The sequence below is a fragment of the Citrobacter sp. Cf136 genome (assembly GCF_030333815.1).
GTDB lineage: Bacteria > Pseudomonadota > Gammaproteobacteria > Enterobacterales > Enterobacteriaceae > Citrobacter > Citrobacter freundii.
Genome location: NZ_JAOWFE010000032.1, coordinates 849153 through 867081, shown reverse-complemented (window position 1 = coordinate 867081; position 17929 = coordinate 849153). Strand labels below are relative to the sequence as shown.

The window sequence follows — 17929 nt, the reverse complement described above, 5'->3', positions numbered from 1 at the left end:
ATTTCGTAATGCACTTGGCGTGCCAACTTTTTATCTAATTGATTTTAATAATTATATCTAATTTTACCTGGCGAGAGAATTAGGGTAAATTGGTGAATAACACTAACAAATGGTGAATTTCATCATGGCAGGATACAAAGATAATCTTCTGGGTGAAGCAAACAGCTTTATTGAAGTGCTGGAGCAGGTTTCTCATCTGGCGCCGCTGGATAAGCCTGTCCTGGTTATCGGTGAGCGAGGTACTGGGAAAGAGCTTATTGCCAACCGCCTGCACTATCTCTCCACCCGTTGGCAAGGCCCGTTTATTTCGCTTAACTGCGCAGCGCTCAACGAGAACTTGCTTGATTCCGAACTGTTTGGTCACGAAGCAGGTGCCTTTACCGGCGCTCAAAAACGCCATCCTGGACGTTTCGAACGCGCCGACGGCGGTACGCTGTTTCTCGATGAACTGGCAACCGCCCCGATGTTGGTGCAGGAAAAATTGCTGCGCGTTATTGAATATGGAGAGCTGGAACGTGTTGGCGGCAGCCAGCCGTTGCAAGTTAACGTACGACTTGTTTGTGCAACCAATGCCGACTTACCTCGTATGGTCAACGAAGGCACTTTTCGCGCGGACCTGCTGGATCGTCTGGCCTTTGACGTAGTGCAACTCCCACCGTTACGCGAACGCCAAAGCGACATAATGTTAATGGCCGAGCATTTTGCCATTCAGATGTGCCGCGAGATCGGGTTACCACTGTTTCCAGGGTTTAGTGCCGAAGCCAGAGAAACGCTCCTCCACTACCGTTGGCCGGGCAATATTCGTGAACTGAAAAACGTCGTGGAGCGATCCGTTTATCGACATGGGACCAGTGATTACCCGCTGGATGAGATAATCATTGACCCCTTCCGCCGCCATGTTGTGGAATCTCAGGTGCAGGAAGCAAAACCAGCATCTGTAGCATTACCGCTGGATCTGCGTGAATTCCAACAACAACAAGAGAAAGACTTTCTACAAACCAGCTTACTGCTGGCTAAATTTAACCAGAAAAAAGCCGCTGAATTACTGGGTCTCACTTATCATCAGCTACGAGCCTTGCTGAAGAAACACCAGATCTAGCACGCATTTGCAAGTGTCATACTGGCGGGTTTGACGCATAACCTCATCTAAGCTACGCCAATTTTTCGAAAGTCGTGTTGGAAAAGTGTGAGCTGCGGGAGAACCGCTGGATGGGGACTCAGGTACTGGGTGCGACATTCAGTGGCTCAGATCTCTCCGGCGGCAAGTTTTCTACTTTCGACTGGCAAGCAGCAAACTTCGCACATTGCGATCTGACCAATTCGGAGTTAGGTGACTTAGATATTCGGGGTGTTGATTTACAAGGCGTAAAGTTAGACAACTACCAGGCATCGTTGCTCATGGAACTGCTCGGTATCGCTGTGATTGGTTAGCCCAGCGTTTACACCGGGAGATGCGTTTGACGATTTACTTTTAACCAGTACGACTCCTGGCAAGCATTGTGAAACGTTTTCTCCAGTGGACGAATATCCTGACCTGCCGCATCAACGACATGCCATCTAATGCTGCATTCTGGACAGGCATTTGATGAATATTTAACCAATTCATTTTCGCGAGAACAACGAATAACCACTCCCGAATCATGAAGCCATGTCTTATTTATAATCTCAACTTCAGCCATGTCATCCCGTTTACTGACATCCTCAATACAAATAACATTTTTGCCTATTTTTATAGCATTGACATAATCCGCTAAGTTGCTCATTTATTAAATATTCCCGTTGATTCGTACACTAACGCATTGTAATCGCTTACGCATTTTGTCACAGCGAGGAAACCGTAACAAATTACGCCAACTGTCCACATCCTGCACCGCGTTTATAACAAGTCAGATGGGGCATGAAAATGCTAAGATAGTTAACAGAGTAGATTCAAAGTGGATAGCAGGTATGAATTTTGACCATGACGCGGTGTTGAACTCGCGCTTATCGAACCTGTTGCTCCCAAAAACAAACGGTAATGGCAAATGTCATTAAGTATTAGTAAGATAGCCTCTTTATATAATCCATTAAAATTATGCGCCTGGTTTTATCATCTCTGATCGTGATGGCTGGATTTCTGAGTGGTCAGGCTGCTGCTGCGCCTGAGCAAGCTTCGCACGCTGATATCCGTGACAGTGGGTTTGTCTATTGCGTCAGCGGGCAGGTCAATACGTTCAACCCGCAAAAAACGAGCAGTGGTCTCATCGTCGACACGTTAGCGGCCCAATTGTATGACCGACTGCTTGATGTAGATCCCTACACCTATCGACTGGTGCCTGAGCTGGCTGAAAGCTGGGAGGTGCTGGATAACGGCGCAACCTACCGCTTCCATCTGCGTCGTGACGTACAGTTTCAAAAGACCGCCTGGTTCACTCCCACCCGCAGACTGAATGCAGACGATGTGGTGTTTACCTTCGAGCGCATCTTTGATCGCCACCATCCATGGCACAATGTGAACGGCAGCAATTTCCCCTACTTCGACAGCCTGCAGTTCGCCGATAACGTCCAAAGTGTGCGCAAACTGGACAACAACACCGTTGAATTCCGCTTAACTCAACCTGATGCCTCCTTTATGTGGCATCTTGCCACACACTATGCCTCCGTAATGTCGGCGGAATATGCGGCTAACCTGGCAAAACAGGATCGTCAGGAACTGCTCGACAGACAACCTGTCGGCACAGGACCGTACCAACTTTCGGAGAATCGTGCCGGCCAATATATTCGGTTGCAGCGGCATGAAAAATTCTGGCGTGGCACTCCTCTGATGCCGCAGGTGGTAGTGGACCTCGGTTCTGGCGGAACCGGACGGTTATCAAAGTTACTGACCGGCGAATGTGACGTTTTAGCCTGGCCTGCCGCCAGCCAGCTCAGCATATTGCGTGATGACCCTCGCCTGCGTCTGACGCTGCGCCCGGGGATGAACATTGCCTACCTGGCGTTCAACACCAATAAACCGCCGTTGAATAACCCTGCCGTGCGGCATGCGCTGGCGCTAGCGATCAACAACCAACGGTTAATGCAGTCTATCTACTACGGGACGGCAGAAACCGCGGCATCTATTTTGCCTCGCGCCTCGTGGGCTTATGATAACGAAGCTAAAATTACAGAGTACAACCCGGCAAAATCGCGCGAGCAGCTAAAAGCGCTGGGGCTGGAGAATCTGACGTTACAACTTTGGGTTCCTACCAGCTCTCAGGCCTGGAACCCCAGTCCGCTGAAAACCGCAGAGCTGATTCAGGCAGATATGGCTCAGGTGGGTGTGAAAGTGAAGATCATCCCGGTAGAAGGCCGTTTTCAGGAGGCAAGATTAATGGATATGAACCATGATCTGACGTTATCCGGCTGGGCGACGGACAGTAACGATCCTGACAGTTTTTTCCGGCCGTTGCTCAGCTGTGCCGCCATCAATTCGCAGACCAACTTTGCCCACTGGTGTAATCCGCAGTTTGACAGCATTATGCGCAAAGCCCTCTCTTCGCAGCAGCTTTCATCGCGAATAGATGCCTATGACGAAGCGCAAAATATTCTAGCGCAAGAGTTACCGATCCTGCCGCTGGCCTCTTCACTGCGTCTACAGGCTTACCGCTACGACATCAAAGGGCTGGTGCTCAGTCCGTTCGGCAATTCCTCTTTTGCCGGGGTGTCCCGGGAAAAGAAAGATGAGGTGAAAAAACCATGATTATCTTCACCCTGCGTCGATTTTTGTTGCTGCTGGTCACCCTGTTCTTTCTGACCTTTATTGGATTCAGCCTGAGCTACTTCACACCTCATGCGCCGTTACAGGGCGCATCGTTGTGGAACGCCTGGGTATTCTGGTTCAATGGTCTCATTCACTGGGATTTCGGCGTATCCAGTATCAATGGTCAGTTGATCTCAGAACAGCTGAAAGAGGTGTTCCCGGCCACAATGGAACTGTGCATTCTTGCCTTTGGTTTTGCACTAATGGTCGGGATCCCCGTTGGGATGCTGGCAGGCATCACGCGCAACAAATGGCAGGATCGTTGCATCAGCGCATTGGCTCTGATGGGGTTTTCTATCCCCGTTTTTTGGCTGGCTCTGCTGCTGACATTGCTCTTCTCACTGACCCTCGGCTGGTTACCCGTTTCCGGGCGTTTTGATCTTCTCTACGAGGTGAAACCCGTTACCGGTTTTGCCATTATTGATGCGTGGATCTCCGATTCACCCTGGCGCGATGAAATGCTGGTCAGCGCTATCCGTCATATGGTGCTCCCGGTGCTAACGCTCTCCGTTGCGCCCACCACCGAAGTCATCCGCCTGATGCGTATCAGCACCATTGAGGTCTTTGATCAGAACTACGTCAAAGCGGCAGCCACACGCGGTTTGTCACGCTTAACGATTCTGCGCCGTCACGTTCTGCACAACGCCCTCCCGCCGGTGATCCCGCGTCTGGGCTTACAGTTTTCCACCATGCTGACGCTGGCGATGATCACCGAGATGGTCTTTAGCTGGCCTGGTCTTGGCCGTTGGTTGATTAACGCGATTCGCCAGCAGGATTACGCGGCGATTTCAGCGGGCGTTATGGTGATTGGCTCACTGGTTATCATCGTCAACGTTATCTCTGATATTTTGGGTGCTATGGCTAACCCTCTGAAACATAAGGAATGGTATGCCTTACGATAGCGTCTATAGCGAAAAACGCCCGCCAGGTACGTTGCGCACCGCATGGCGCAATTTCTATGGTGATGCAACTGCGATGATCGGCCTGTATGGCTGCGCGGGATTGGCTGTTTTGTGTATTTTTGGTGGTTGGTTTGCCCCTTACGGCATCGATCAGCAATTTCTCGGCTATCAGCTTTTACCACCATCATGGTCACGCTATGGCGAAGTCTCTTTCTTCCTCGGAACTGACGATCTGGGACGAGACGTTTTAAGTCGTCTGCTCAGCGGCGCGGCCCCGACCGTTGGAGGCGCGTTTGTCGTCACTCTTGCCGCCACACTGTGTGGCCTTGTATTGGGCGTAGTTGCCGGTGCGACGCACGGCTTGCGCTCCGCTGTGCTGAACCACATTCTGGACACCCTGCTGTCGATCCCTTCTTTGCTGCTGGCGATTATTGTGGTGGCCTTTGCCGGACCGCATCTGACACACGCCATGTTTGCGGTCTGGCTAGCGTTGCTGCCGCGCATGGTACGCTCCGTTTACAGCATGGTGCATGACGAGCTGGAGAAAGAATACGTCATTGCCGCTCGCCTGGATGGTGCAACCACACTGAATATTCTGTGGTTTGCCGTTCTGCCCAATATTACCGCCGGTCTGATTACTGAAATCACCCGCGCACTGTCGATGGCGATTCTGGATATCGCCGCGCTGGGTTTTCTCGACCTTGGCGCACAGCTGCCATCCCCGGAATGGGGGGCCATGCTCGGCGACGCGCTGGAGCTGATTTATGTCGCACCGTGGACGGTCATGCTGCCAGGCGCAGCAATTATGATAAGCGTGCTGCTGGTTAACCTACTGGGTGACGGCGTGCGCCGCGCAATTATTGCGGGGGTGGAATAATGCCATTACTGGATATCCGCAACCTGACGATTGAATTCAGAACCGGTGACGACTGGGTTAAGGCAGTTGATCGCGTCAGCATGACCCTCAACGAGGGTGAAATCCGCGGACTGGTCGGCGAGTCTGGTTCCGGCAAAAGTCTGATCGCTAAGGCCATTTGCGGCGTCGCTAAAGATAACTGGCGCGTAACCGCAGACCGTATGCGTTTTGATGATATCGATCTGCTACGTCTTTCCGCGCGTGAACGACGCAAACTGGTCGGTCATAACGTCTCTATGATCTTTCAGGAGCCACAGTCATGTCTCGATCCGTCTGAGCGGATCGGACGGCAGCTAATGCAAAATATTCCTGCCTGGACTTACAAGGGCCGCTGGTGGCAGCGCATCGGCTGGCGCAAACGCCGTGCGATTGAACTCTTACACCGCGTCGGGATAAAAGACCATAAAGATGCCATGCGCAGCTTCCCATATGAGCTAACCGACGGCGAATGCCAGAAGGTCATGATCGCTATCGCATTGGCGAATCAGCCGCGTTTGCTGATTGCCGATGAACCGACGAACGCGATGGAGCCAACCACCCAGGCGCAAATTTTCCGTCTGCTAACCCGTTTGAATCAAAACAGCAATACCACCATTTTGTTGATAAGCCATGACCTGCAAATGCTCAGCCAGTGGGCTGACAAAATCAACGTTATGTACTGCGGACAAACGGTGGAAACCGCGCCAAGTAAAGATTTGGTGACCATTCCGCATCATCCTTATACTCAAGCGTTGATTCGCGCTATTCCTGATTTTGGTAGCGCAATGCCGCACAAAAGCCGCCTGAATACCATGCCAGGAGCAATTCCATTGCTGGAACAATTACCCATCGGCTGTCGTCTGGGGCCGCGCTGCCCTTATGCACAACGCGAATGTATTGAAACCCCAAGACTGACCGGAGCAAAGAATCATCTCTACGCCTGTCATTTCCCGCTGAACATGGAGAGAGAGTGAGATGGTAGAAACCCTGCTCGAAGTTCGTAATCTGAGCAAAACCTTTCGCTACCGGACAGGTTTATTTCGCCGCCAGACCGTGGAGGCCGTCAAGCCCCTGAGTTTCACCCTGCGCGAACGTCAGACGCTCGCCGTCATTGGTGAAAACGGTTCAGGGAAATCTACGCTGGCAAAAATGTTGGCGGGTATGATTGAACCTACCAGCGGTGAGCTGCTGATTGACGATCATCCGTTAAAATATGGTGATTATTCATTTCGTAGTCAGCGGATCCGTATGATTTTCCAGGATCCGTCAACATCGCTTAATCCTCGGCAACGTATCTCACAGATCCTCGATTTTCCACTACGTCTGAATACCGACCTCGAGCCTGAGCAGCGTCGTAAACAGATCGTGGAGACCATGCGCATGGTCGGACTGCTGCCGGATCACGTAAGCTATTACCCGCATATGTTAGCGCCGGGGCAAAAACAGCGTCTGGGCCTTGCCCGTGCGCTCATTTTACGACCCAAAGTCATTATCGCCGACGAAGCCCTGGCTTCTCTGGACATGTCGATGCGTTCGCAGCTCATCAATCTGATGCTGGAATTACAGGAAAAACAGGGGATTTCATATATCTATGTGACTCAGCATATTGGCATGATGAAGCACATCAGCGACCAGGTATTAGTCATGCATCAGGGCGAAGTTGTTGAGCGCGGCAGTACAGCGGACGTTCTGGCCTCCCCGTTGCATGAACTTACCCGTCGCCTGATTGCAGGTCATTTCGGCGAAGCGCTTACCGCCGACGCCTGGCGGAAAGATCGCTAACAAACGACTGCCCCCTCAACCGGGGGGCATTCTGCCATCAGTGACACAACGTAGGTAAGAGCAGCGTATCAACTTCGGTAAACGTGACTGACGGGTAAAGGGCACCCTGCATTGCCCAGACACCTGCAGCACTGGCCTCGTCGACAAGTTGTACTGTTTCGACTCCCTTCACTACAACACGGTCGCAATATTCCCTGATATTTTTGATCAGCACCGGGAACATCGGTTTTTCTACCTGTTCCAGGAAGAAACCGCGATCCAGTTTAACAACGTCAAAATGACCGCAAACCAGCGGGCTGGCCCCTACGCTGCCGGTGCCAAGATCGCCTAACCACAATGCGTTTGGGCCGTCGCGAAGTGAATTAATCAACAGACTATTCAGGCACACGGTATTCGTCAGAAAACGTTCTGAAAGTTCCAGCGCAATAAATGGTAGTGCCTGTAAGGCCGACTTGATGGCTGGATCACCAATCGCCAACAGCGCCATTTCGTCAATGAGTTTCAGGGTACAAATAAGGCTGTTGCGCTCAAACCAGTCACGCTTTTCGGCAATTAATCGAATTTGCTCGAGCATGAAATTACGCTTTTGTTCGCTATCCCACGCTGAAATGATGAAATCTGGATGCAACGGTTGAACCGTATCTGAAGTAAACCGGGCGTTGATCTCTACGCCCAGTAATTTATCTGTTGTGTCTCTCATCGTTTCCGCGATGAAATGATAGTGCATAAGACCACTCCAATTGATCATAACGTCATGATAATGCACTTCTAATCACAATCAATCAATAATATCGATCAATGTGTCGATATTGATCGATAAAAACAATATATCATAACAAGCTGAATATTGTCATATTTTTTGTTTTAAGAAAGTTCCTACCTTGCTATGTTTATTAACATCAGCTAGCAATGAAATAATACCATTTCAATGCCTTTGAAACCTTGCATTTTCTCTGATTCACCGACGTTAAATGCCTGAACGAAGCATAACCGGAGGGGAATGATATACTCCCCACATGCAATGAAGTGACAGGTCACGTGAGGTTGATAACCATTCCTCAGGGAAAAGGCGTGGGATATAATTTCAGACCAATTTCGAGTGAGCTTAACGCGTCAATCATAATTCATTGATTGGTAAAAGATAAGTGTTAACAAAAAGGATTAAAGCCATGGGTTTTTTATCAGGTAAGCGTATTCTGGTGACAGGCCTTGCCAGTAAATTGTCTATCGCATGGGGAATCGCTCAGGCGATGCATCGCGAAGGTGCTGAACTGGCGTTCACCTACCAGAACGACAAGCTGAAAGGTCGTGTGGAAGAATTTGCAGCGCAATTAGGCTCCAACATTGTTTTGCAGTGTGATGTGGCTGAAGATGCCAGCATTGACGCCATGTTTGCTGAACTGAGCAAAACCTGGCCGAAATTCGACGGTTTCGTACACTCAATCGGCTTCGCACCTGCTGACCAGCTGGATGGCGATTATGTGAACGCAGTTACCCGCGAAGGATTTAAAATTGCGCATGACATTAGCGCTTACAGCTTTGTTGCGATGGCAAAAGCATGTCGTTCCATGCTAAACCCTGGCTCTGCGCTACTGACGTTGTCCTATCTGGGCGCAGAGCGTGCAATCCCTAACTATAACGTCATGGGCCTGGCGAAAGCCTCCCTGGAAGCGAACGTCCGTTATATGGCTAATGCGATGGGACCTGAAGGCGTGCGTGTGAATGCCATTTCCGCAGGTCCAATCCGTACACTCGCCGCTTCTGGCATTAAAGATTTCCGTAAAATGTTGGCGCACTGTGAAGCGGTTACACCGATTCGCCGCACCGTTACCATTGAAGATGTGGGTAACTCCGCAGCATTTCTGTGCTCCGATCTCTCTGCCGGTATCTCTGGTGAAGTCGTACACGTTGACGGTGGCTTCAGCATCGCCGCAATGAACGAGCTGGAACTTAAATAATCCTAAGACCTCGATGGGCGGTCTTGCGCCGCCCATGACACTCCTCTCAGCTACCACATATGCCTTTCTGATATTTATTATCACGTAACAATCTTTCATCCCCTCATCTGCTTACGTCAGGATATTGCAGCGCAAACGATCCGGCGTAGTAGTATGACGACGAGTCCGGGTCGCCACTTTTAGACCAAGGAACGCCCATGGAACAACGCCGAATTGAAGGCAAAAGCCACTGGTATCATGAGACGCAATCCAGTACGTATCCACAAGATGTTCTGCCGCTGGTCCCGGAAGCCGCTCATGTCGACGACAGTTTTTTACTGGATCTGGCATTACCTGATGACGCTCTTTCGCCCTTTCAATCCTGGTTAACCCCTGCCCGTAAACTTGCCCAGATGCTCTTCCCGGCTCATGTAAACCTGAATCAGATGCATACGTTCAGTGCCTATGAACGGATGAGTACAGCCCTGACCGTCGCTCAGGTGTATGGTGTGCAGCGATTATGTAATCACTATGCCGCGCGTTTAACACCGCTTCCCGGTCCGGACTCCTCGCGGGAAAGTAACCATCGACTGGCACAAATCACCCAATATGCTCGCCAACTTGCCAGCTCTCCTGCCGTGATAGGCGAACGCGACCGTCAGCATCTGGAAGCGGTCGGACTGACCACCAGCGATAATATTCTGATGAATCAAATCATCGGCTTCATCGGTTTTCAGGCCCGAACCGTGGCCCTGTTTCAGGCCTGGTCTGGTCATCCGGTACGCCGAATACCGGGGCTGGATATTCAGCAATTTGCTCACGCTTCGTTATTTAACGCCACAAAGACAACCTGGCATGCTGCACCATTCCCGATCGAAAAATATCCCCCCCATGCTGAGAATTCTGCCAGAGGATATCCCGATGAACTGCAAGCGTTGGTGCCATTATTGATACATTCACCGGTCATTTTAGATTTACTCACGACGCTGATTTCCGCTGTCCGGCGCAGCACTGTATCAGTACAGGAATTTTCACTGGCAGCGCTGGTGACGTCACGAATTAACGGCAGCGTGGCCTGCTTTAACGAGCAGGCGCATACAGCAAATGAATTAGTCGACGTTATCGCCCTGCTTCGCCTGGATGAACGTGAATTACAACGTTGGGAACAACGACATCCGGTTGAGCACGTCACCCTACAGGCGGTACAATGGCTGACCCGGGCGCCCGACCGCTTTAGCACCGCACTGTTAACGTCTTTGTTCGATCAGGGAATCTCTTCAGAGCAGGCCATCAACCTGCTAGCCTGGAGTGGATTGTGCGGATGGTTGAATCGCTTGAAAATCGCGCTGGGCGACACTGATTAACCGATCCACTTACTGAAAGAGCGCTTGCTGCCACTGGCAGAATCGCGTAAAACTGTCAGCCGCTCTTTTAGCCACGAAAATAGACAATTATGCTTCAGGACAACCCGCTGCTAGCGCAGCTTAAACAGCAACTACATTCCCAGACGCCACGTGCTGAAGGGGTGGTAAAAGCCACGGAAAAAGGCTTTGGCTTCCTGGAAGTCGATGCACAAAAAAGCTATTTCATTCCACCGCCGCAGATGAAAAAAGTGATGCATGGCGACCGCATTGTTGCGGTTATCCATACAGAAAAAGATCGTGAGTCTGCAGAGCCGGAAGAACTGATCGAACCCTTCCTGACGCGCTTCGTGGGTAAAGTTCAGGGCAAAAATGATCGTCTGTCCATCGTACCGGATCATCCGTTACTGAAAGATGCTATTCCTTGTCGTGCCACCCGTGGCGTTGAACATGAATTTAAAGAAGGCGACTGGGCGGTTGCAGAAATGCGCCGTCACCCGCTGAAAGGCGATCGCACCTTCTACGCCGAGTTAACCCAATTTATCACTTTTGCTGATGACCACTTTGTCCCGTGGTGGGTCACACTGGCACGCCATAATCTGGAAAAAGAAGCACCGGACGGCGTAGCAACCGAAATGCTGGACGAAGGCCTGGTTCGTGAAGATTTAACCGCCCTTAATTTCGTCACCATCGACAGCGCCAGCACCGAAGATATGGACGATGCGCTGTATGCTGAAGAACAAGCTGACGGCACGCTACAATTAACCGTCGCCATTGCCGACCCAACAGCCTGGATTGCAGAAGGCAGTAAGCTGGATAAAACGGCAAAAATTCGCGCGTTCACCAATTATTTACCGGGGTTCAATATCCCGATGTTGCCACGTGAATTGTCTGACGATCTCTGCTCTCTGCGCGCGAACGAAGTGCGCCCGGTTTTAGCTTGTCGTATGAGCATTACCGCCGATGGCGCGATTGAAGACAACATCACCTTTTTCGCTGCGACAATTGAGTCAAAAGCGAAGCTGGCCTATGACAATGTTTCCGACTGGCTGGAAGGTACAGGCGAGTGGCAACCAGAAAACGACGCGATTGCGGAACAGATCCGTCTGCTGCATCGTATTTGTCTGAGCCGAGGAGAGTGGCGCCATAACCACGCGCTGGTCTTTAAAGATCGCCCGGACTACCGTTTCGTTCTCGGTGAAAAAGGTGAAGTACTGGACATCGTCGCTGAACCACGTCGCATCGCAAACCGTATCGTGGAAGAATCCATGATTGCGGCAAATATTTGCGCCGCCCGTGTGCTTCGCGACAAGCTGGGCTTCGGTATTTATAACGTCCATATGGGATTCGACCCGGCCAACGCCGACGCTCTGGCCGCGCTGCTGAAAACCCACGGTATGCACGTCGATGCCGAAGAAGTCCTGACTCTGGAAGGTTTCTGCAAACTGCGCCGAGAACTGGATGCTCAGCCATCAGGCTTCCTCGACAGCCGAATTCGCCGCTTCCAGTCTTACGCTGAAATAAGTATTGAGCCAGGTCCACACTTTGGGCTGGGTCTGGAGGCATATGCCACCTGGACTTCCCCAATCCGTAAGTATGGCGATATGATCAACCACCGTCTGCTTAAGGCTGTCATCAAAGGCGAAACCATCGCCCGACCTCAGGATGATACCACCGTGCAAATGGCAGAACGTCGTCGCCTGAACCGGATGGCTGAGCGTGACGTGGGTGACTGGCTTTACGCCCGTTTCCTGAGTGATAAAGCCGGTACCGACACCCGCTTTGCGGCCGAGATCATTGACGTCAGCCGCGGTGGCATGCGCGTGCGCTTAGTTGATAATGGCGCTGTTGCATTTATTCCAGCACCGTTCCTGCACGCCGTTCGTGATGAACTGGTATGCAGCCAGGAAAGCGGCACCGTGCAAATTAAAGGTGAAGTTGTTTACAAAGTCACGGATGTGATTGACGTAACTATCGCTGAAGTACGGATGGAAACCCGCAGCGTTATCGCGCGTCCAGCCGCGTAACACGCATAAATCACGCGACCTTTCTCATTTTTGAAAGGTCGTTTTCTTTTTACCTCCCAAATTTCAACCGCGCACTACACTTCTTTCATCCAGTCAAAAAATTTATTTACTATTTTTCAGCTCCGTTGGCTTTGCTTTTTACGGATTCTGGATTACACATAAATATATAAAAAAAACAATACGTTCAGCCATAATCACCCTGAATGAATCATGGCTACCCATACTTTTGAGGCTCTATGCGCTTTAAACGGGATAGTACACATCATGAAAGACGTCCGGGAGCTGATTACGTTGTATAGCTATGTTGGCACTAATAACCCTTACTGGCGTTTGTCAGAGGATTGCAACATCCTGCATTTCTCTGTCGAAGAAACGTCAGAGGCCGATCAGACCATCGAATTATCCCCGGAACAAGCCGAACGCATTCGCGAGATGACGGTAATTACGTCAAGTTTATTAATGACGTTACCGATTGAAGATGACAACATTCCCGTGCATCTGGTCGGCCGAAAAATCAATAAGCGTGAATGGGCTGGTAGCGCATCCGCCTGGGATGACACCCCTTCCGTCGCCCGTGACCTGGCTCATGGCCTCTCTTTTGCCGAACAGGTGGTTTCTGAAGCCAATTCAGTCATTGTCATTCTTGATCGCATGGGCAACATTCAGCGGTTTAATCGACTGTGCGAAGAGTATACCGGACTCAAAGAACGTGAAGTCATTGGCCAAAGTGTATTCACATTATTTATGAGTCGACGTGAAGCTGCCGCGTCACGACGCAATATCGAGGTCTTTTTTCGCGAAGGTAACTCATATGAAGTTGAACGCTGGGTGAAGACCTGCAAAGGACAGCGTCTGTTTTTATTTCGTAATAAATTTGTGCATAACGGTAGCGGCAAGAACGAAATATTTCTGATCTGTTCCGGGACCGATATCACTGAAGAACGCCGCGCCCAGGAGCGTTTGCGGGTGTTGGCGAATACTGACTCGATCACTGGATTACCCAATCGCAACGCTATTCATAATCTGATCAGCAATGCGATTGAGAACGCGGGCGATACGCAGGTCGGGATTGTGTACCTCGATCTGGATAACTTCAAAAAGGTAAACGATGCCTACGGGCATATGTTTGGCGATCAGCTATTGCAAAGCGTATCGCTGGCAATACTCAGTTGCCTTAGCGAAAACCAGTTACTGGCACGGTTTGGCGGCGATGAGTTTATTGTCCTTGCCACCGAAACATCCCAGGGTTCACTGGAAGCCACCGCGTCGCGTATTCTGACACGCCTGCGTCAACCTTTTCGCATCGGCCTGATTGAAATCTATACCGGATGCTCTATTGGTATTTCCCTCGCTCCACAACATGGTCAGGACTGCGAGAGCGTCATTCGTAACGCCGATACGGCCATGTACACCGCAAAAGAAGGTGGCCGTGGACAGTTTTGTGTTTTCTCTCCGGAAATGAATCAGCGGGTATTTGAATATCTGTGGCTGGATACTAATCTGCGCAAGGCGCTGGAAAACGATCAACTGGTTATCCATTATCAGCCAAAGATAACCTGGCGAGGCGAAGTGCGCAGCCTGGAGGCGCTGGTTCGCTGGCAGTCTCCGGAACGTGGCCTCATTCCACCACTGGAATTTATCTCCTACGCCGAAGAATCAGGGCTTATCGTTCCTCTGGGTCGCTGGGTTATTCTGGACGTTGTGCGTCAGATAGCAAAATGGCGCGCAAAGGGAATCAATCTGCGCGTGGCGGTAAACGTTTCTGCCCGGCAGCTCGCCGATCAGACGCTATTTACCGATCTCAAGCAGGTGCTTCATGAACTCGACTTTGAATATTGCCCCATCGATGTCGAGTTAACGGAAAGCAGTTTAATTGAAAATGAGCAGTTGGCACTGTCCGTCATTCAGCAGTTTAGCCAGATGGGGGCGCAAATCCATTTGGATGATTTTGGTACCGGTTATTCGTCACTGTCTCAACTGGCTCGGTTCCCGCTTGATGCAATTAAACTGGATCAAACCTTTGTCAGGGATGTACACAAACAACCTGTTTCGCAGTCGCTGGTACGTGCCATTGTTGCGGTCGCACAGGCACTCAACCTGCAGGTCATCGCCGAAGGTGTTGAAAGCGCGAAAGAGGATGCGTTTTTAACCAAAAATGGCGTCAACGAGCGTCAGGGTTTTTTGTTTGCCAAACCAATGCCAGCCGCCGCGTTTGAGCGTTGGTATCGACGGCACCTCAATAAAAAAACACGCTAATGCAGTGGGATCAAACGTTGAAAATAGCCATAAATGGACATTACGTAACGATCCTATCTTCATGTAATCACAGAATATATAATATTCTTCTATCGTTGATAGTTAATACTATTTTTCCCTTCTCTTTTGCCATGAAATTCTGCATCATGAAATTCAAACTCTATTGCCATTAGGATGATAACCATGTCTGATATCGACGCTCAGCGTCTGGCCGAACGCATTGATACCGTGCTGGATATCCTCGTTGCAGGTGATTACCACTCAGCTATCCATAATCTCGAAATTCTGAAGGCTGAGCTGCTAAACATGACCAAAGAAGATGCCGAATCCTTGCCCAAAAAGCACAAGGCTCCCTGGGAGATCTGATGACATTAACCCTTTAATGTCGCTGCTATAAGCAAACTGCACGTGAGGCAGTTTCCGTTTAATTTCCGATACGATATCGCAATAAAATTAATATTATGAATTCCCGACAACAATCTATTTTGCAGATGGTGACTGATAAAGGTCAGATGAGCGTTGCCGAACTGGCAAAAATCACCGGTGTCTCAGAAGTGACGATTCGACAGGATCTGAACACACTGGAAAAACAGAGTTATTTACGCCGTGCGCACGGTTTTGCTGTTTCATTGAACAGCGATGATGTGGAAACGCGCATGATGACTAATTTTACGCTGAAGCGTGAGCTGGCTGAATTCGCCGCATCGCTGGTAAGCCCAGGTGAGTCCGTATTCATTGAAAACGGCAGCAGCAATGCGCTCTTAGCCAGAACGCTCGCGGAGCAAAAAGATGTCACCATCATTACCGTCAGCAGCTATATAGCCCATCTGCTGAAAGAAACCCCCTGCGAAGTGATTCTCCTTGGCGGCATCTATCAGAAAAAAAGCGAAAGTATGGTTGGGCCCTTAACTCGCCAGTTTATCCAGCAGGTACACTTCAGCAAGGCCTTTATCGGCATTGATGGCTGGCAGGCTGACACCGGCTTCACCGGACGCGACATGATGCGTTCTGATGTGGTTAACGCGGTGCTGGAAAAAGGTGCAGAAGTTATTGTGCTTACTGACAGCTCAAAATTCGAAGCCATTCACCCGTACACGCTGGGTCCATTAGAGCGATTCAGCCGCGTAGTCACGGACTCCAGGCTTAGCGCCAGCGTACAAATGCAGCTTGAGCATTCCGGATTAACCGTCAATATCATTGATACCCGCGCGTAACATCTTCAGCAGATGATTTGTCAGTTGGCAAATCATCTCCTCTCTGAGAGTTATCTGACAGTCCAATTAAGACTTTTTACCTGTCGTTAACAGGATTAAGTCGTAAAATTAATGTTAGCGATATAACAGGAACGAACCTCCAACTTCAGGATAGTGTTTGTAATGCCTTCGCTAAACGGTTTCACGGAAATATCTTCGTTAGCCTAAATTTAGCGCTATTCTTAAAGAACACTGGATTCCGTGAATCAATAATTCAGGAGAAAGTATTATGTTAGTAACGAGCAAAAAAATGACCGCTGCCATTCTGGCGATTACTCTGGCAATGTCGCTGAGCGCCTGCTCTAACTGGTCCAAACGCGATCGTAACACTGCAATCGGTGCTGGTGCAGGTGCAATAGGTGGTGCAGTCCTGACTGACGGCAGCACGCTGGGTACGCTGGGTGGTGCTGCAGTAGGTGGTATCATTGGCCACCAGGTGGGTAAATAATCTACGGTTGAACGGCTCGATATAATAATACGTTTACTTTTTCAGGTCTGTATTATTAAAAAGCCACGGAAATATTCCGTGGCTTTTTTTATTAACCGCCAGCCAGTTTAACTTTCATTCCTTTGGCTTCCAGCAGCGATTTAATCAAGTCGCGTTTATCACCCTGTATCTCAATCACGCCATCCTTCACTGCCCCGCCACAACCACATTTTTTCTTCAGTTCCGCAGCTAATTTGGTCAGTTCGGCATCGTCTTGATCAATACCGGTAATCAAACACACGCCCTTACCTTTGCGGCCACTGGTCTGGCGCTGGATACGAACAATGCCATCGCCTTGTGGGCGCACAGGAGCAGCTTTTGGTTCATCAATGCGCCCGGAGTCGGTTGAGTAGACCAGGCGAGAGTTTGAGTCGTTCATTTACGCACCTCGTTTCAGTGAGGCATTAATCATCTTCAGCGTCTGAGCCGGATCTGCCGACTGCGTGACCGGACGACCAATAACCATATAATCCACACCAGCTGACTGTGCTTGTTCCGGCGTCATAATGCGACGCTGGTCGCCCGCCTCGCTGCCTTCAGGACGAATACCCGGCGTAACCAATTTAAATGCCTGGCCAAACGCCTGCTTGAATCGCACCGCTTCCTGCGCGGAGCATACAACGCCATCCAAACCACAATGTTGGGTTAAGCGCGCCAGCCTTTCAGCATGCTCTGCAGGTGACAACGTCACGCCGAGATCGGCGAGGTCGCTGGCTTCCATACTGGTCAGAACCGTTACCGCAATCAGCAGCGGTGCGTCCTTGCCAAAAGGTAATAAGGCTTCACGTGCGGCGGTCATCATACGCGCCCCACCAGAAGCATGAACGTTAACCATCCACACGCCAAGCTCAGCCGCTGCCGCAACGGCATGCGCGGTAGTGTTGGGAATATCATGAAATTTCAAATCAAGAAAAACGTCAAAACCACGCTGTTGTAAATCGCGAACCAACTGAGGTCCAAAAAGCGTGAACATCTCTTTGCCCACTTTCAAACGGCAATCACGAGGATCAATTCTGTCGACAAAAGCTAATGCTTTATCACGATTGGAATAATCGAGAGCGACAACGACAGGAGAATCAGTAACAGCACGAGAAGAAGATGAAGCAGTAAACGTCATGACCAGACCTTCTTGAGGATGGGCGCCGACAGTAGCGCGAAATGGGTAAACGGCGTGCATTCTACCTGCGGTAATAGAAAATTAACAGGCGCGATTCCATTTCTGCCAGGCGAATTTGGCAACGGTGGCTGAGG

Annotated in this window: 17 protein-coding genes and 1 pseudogene; 14 read left to right on the top strand and 4 right to left on the bottom strand. The window is 50.2% G+C overall.

Translation table 11 applies throughout. From position 1 onward, the window contains the following. The first annotated feature begins 109 nt into the window (after nt 1–109). Both pspF and OGV98_RS08555 read left to right on the top strand, forming a co-directional pair. Nucleotides 110–1099, top strand: a complete 990-nt coding sequence (gene pspF, locus OGV98_RS08560; protein WP_176691736.1) for a phage shock protein operon transcriptional activator — start codon at nt 110–112, stop codon at nt 1097–1099. Between the two features lie 44 nt (nt 1100–1143). Beyond that, nucleotides 1144–1431: pseudogene (locus OGV98_RS08555) on the top strand (pentapeptide repeat-containing protein); the annotation flags it as partial. 8 nt (nt 1432–1439) lie between these two features. Here OGV98_RS08555 and OGV98_RS08550 read toward each other — a convergent pair. Further along, nucleotides 1440–1763 (bottom strand): hypothetical protein, encoded by a 324-nt coding sequence (locus tag OGV98_RS08550; RefSeq protein ID WP_003840736.1) that lies wholly within the window; start codon nt 1761–1763, stop codon nt 1440–1442. Nucleotides 1764–2074: 311 nt separating this feature from the next. On the opposite strand from OGV98_RS08550, the gene sapA reads away from it, so the two are divergent. Genes sapA through sapF form a run of 5 tightly spaced genes read left to right on the top strand, consistent with a single transcriptional unit; the run spans nt 2075 to nt 7357 of the window. Further along, on the top strand, nt 2075–3718 hold the full coding sequence (gene sapA, locus OGV98_RS08545; protein WP_286551242.1) for an ABC transporter substrate-binding protein SapA: 1644 nt from the start codon (nt 2075–2077) through the stop codon (nt 3716–3718). Next, a complete protein-coding gene (gene sapB, locus OGV98_RS08540; protein WP_003020545.1) occupies nt 3715–4680 on the top strand; it encodes a peptide ABC transporter permease SapB in 966 nt (321 codons plus the stop codon). The genes sapA and sapB overlap by 4 nt, the downstream gene beginning before the upstream one ends. Continuing rightward, nucleotides 4667–5557, top strand: coding sequence for a peptide ABC transporter permease SapC (gene sapC, locus OGV98_RS08535; RefSeq protein WP_003020550.1), 891 nt, complete (start codon nt 4667–4669; stop codon nt 5555–5557). The genes sapB and sapC overlap by 14 nt, the downstream gene beginning before the upstream one ends. After that, a complete protein-coding gene (gene sapD, locus OGV98_RS08530) occupies nt 5557–6549 on the top strand; it encodes a peptide ABC transporter ATP-binding protein SapD (RefSeq protein ID WP_003020556.1) in 993 nt (330 codons plus the stop codon). The genes sapC and sapD overlap by 1 nt, the downstream gene beginning before the upstream one ends. Before the next feature lies 1 nt (nt 6550). Next, nucleotides 6551–7357 carry a peptide ABC transporter ATP-binding protein SapF gene (gene sapF / locus OGV98_RS08525; protein WP_003020558.1) on the top strand — a complete coding sequence of 269 codons (807 nt, stop codon included), beginning with the start codon at nt 6551–6553 and terminating at the stop codon, nt 7355–7357. A gap of 37 nt (nt 7358–7394) precedes the next feature. Here sapF and OGV98_RS08520 read toward each other — a convergent pair whose 3' ends face one another. After that, on the bottom strand, nt 7395–8084 hold the full coding sequence (locus tag OGV98_RS08520; RefSeq protein ID WP_200011230.1) for an EAL domain-containing protein: 690 nt from the start codon (nt 8082–8084) through the stop codon (nt 7395–7397). A 442-nt stretch (nt 8085–8526) separates the two neighbouring features. Between OGV98_RS08520 and fabI the strand changes: the two genes are divergently transcribed. From fabI to osmB, 7 genes are all read left to right on the top strand, one after another. Further along, on the top strand, nt 8527–9315 hold the full coding sequence (gene fabI / locus OGV98_RS08515) for an enoyl-ACP reductase FabI (protein ID WP_003020565.1): 789 nt from the start codon (nt 8527–8529) through the stop codon (nt 9313–9315). Nucleotides 9316–9512: 197 nt separating this feature from the next. Next, entirely contained in the window at nt 9513–10658 is a 1146-nt protein-coding gene (locus tag OGV98_RS08510; RefSeq protein WP_202581284.1) for a carboxymuconolactone decarboxylase family protein, read from the top strand. 89 nt (nt 10659–10747) lie between these two features. Beyond that, complete coding sequence (locus OGV98_RS08505) at nt 10748–12682, top strand: exoribonuclease II (protein WP_003840726.1); 1935 nt, start codon at nt 10748–10750, stop codon at nt 12680–12682. A gap of 264 nt (nt 12683–12946) precedes the next feature. Next, nucleotides 12947–14938 carry a cyclic di-GMP phosphodiesterase gene (gene pdeR / locus OGV98_RS08500; protein WP_003840724.1) on the top strand — a complete coding sequence of 664 codons (1992 nt, stop codon included), beginning with the start codon at nt 12947–12949 and terminating at the stop codon, nt 14936–14938. Between the two features lie 183 nt (nt 14939–15121). Next, nucleotides 15122–15304 carry a YciZ family protein gene (locus OGV98_RS08495; protein WP_003020577.1) on the top strand — a complete coding sequence of 61 codons (183 nt, stop codon included), beginning with the start codon at nt 15122–15124 and terminating at the stop codon, nt 15302–15304. Between the two features lie 95 nt (nt 15305–15399). After that, the gene (gene yciT / locus OGV98_RS08490; protein ID WP_048232126.1) at nt 15400–16152 is read left to right on the top strand and encodes a DNA-binding transcriptional regulator YciT; all 753 of its coding nucleotides are present in this window, start codon (nt 15400–15402) and stop codon (nt 16150–16152) included. 268 nt (nt 16153–16420) lie between these two features. Next, entirely contained in the window at nt 16421–16639 is a 219-nt protein-coding gene (gene osmB, locus OGV98_RS08485; protein ID WP_003020583.1) for an osmotically-inducible lipoprotein OsmB, read from the top strand. Nucleotides 16640–16730: 91 nt separating this feature from the next. Here the strand turns inward: osmB and yciH are convergent, their stop codons facing one another. Together yciH and pyrF are read right to left on the bottom strand one after the other, a co-directional pair. Beyond that, on the bottom strand, nt 16731–17057 hold the full coding sequence (gene yciH, locus OGV98_RS08480; protein ID WP_003843984.1) for a stress response translation initiation inhibitor YciH: 327 nt from the start codon (nt 17055–17057) through the stop codon (nt 16731–16733). Then, a complete protein-coding gene (pyrF, locus tag OGV98_RS08475; RefSeq protein ID WP_003840720.1) occupies nt 17058–17795 on the bottom strand; it encodes an orotidine-5'-phosphate decarboxylase in 738 nt (245 codons plus the stop codon). Nucleotides 17796–17929 lie beyond the last annotated feature (134 nt).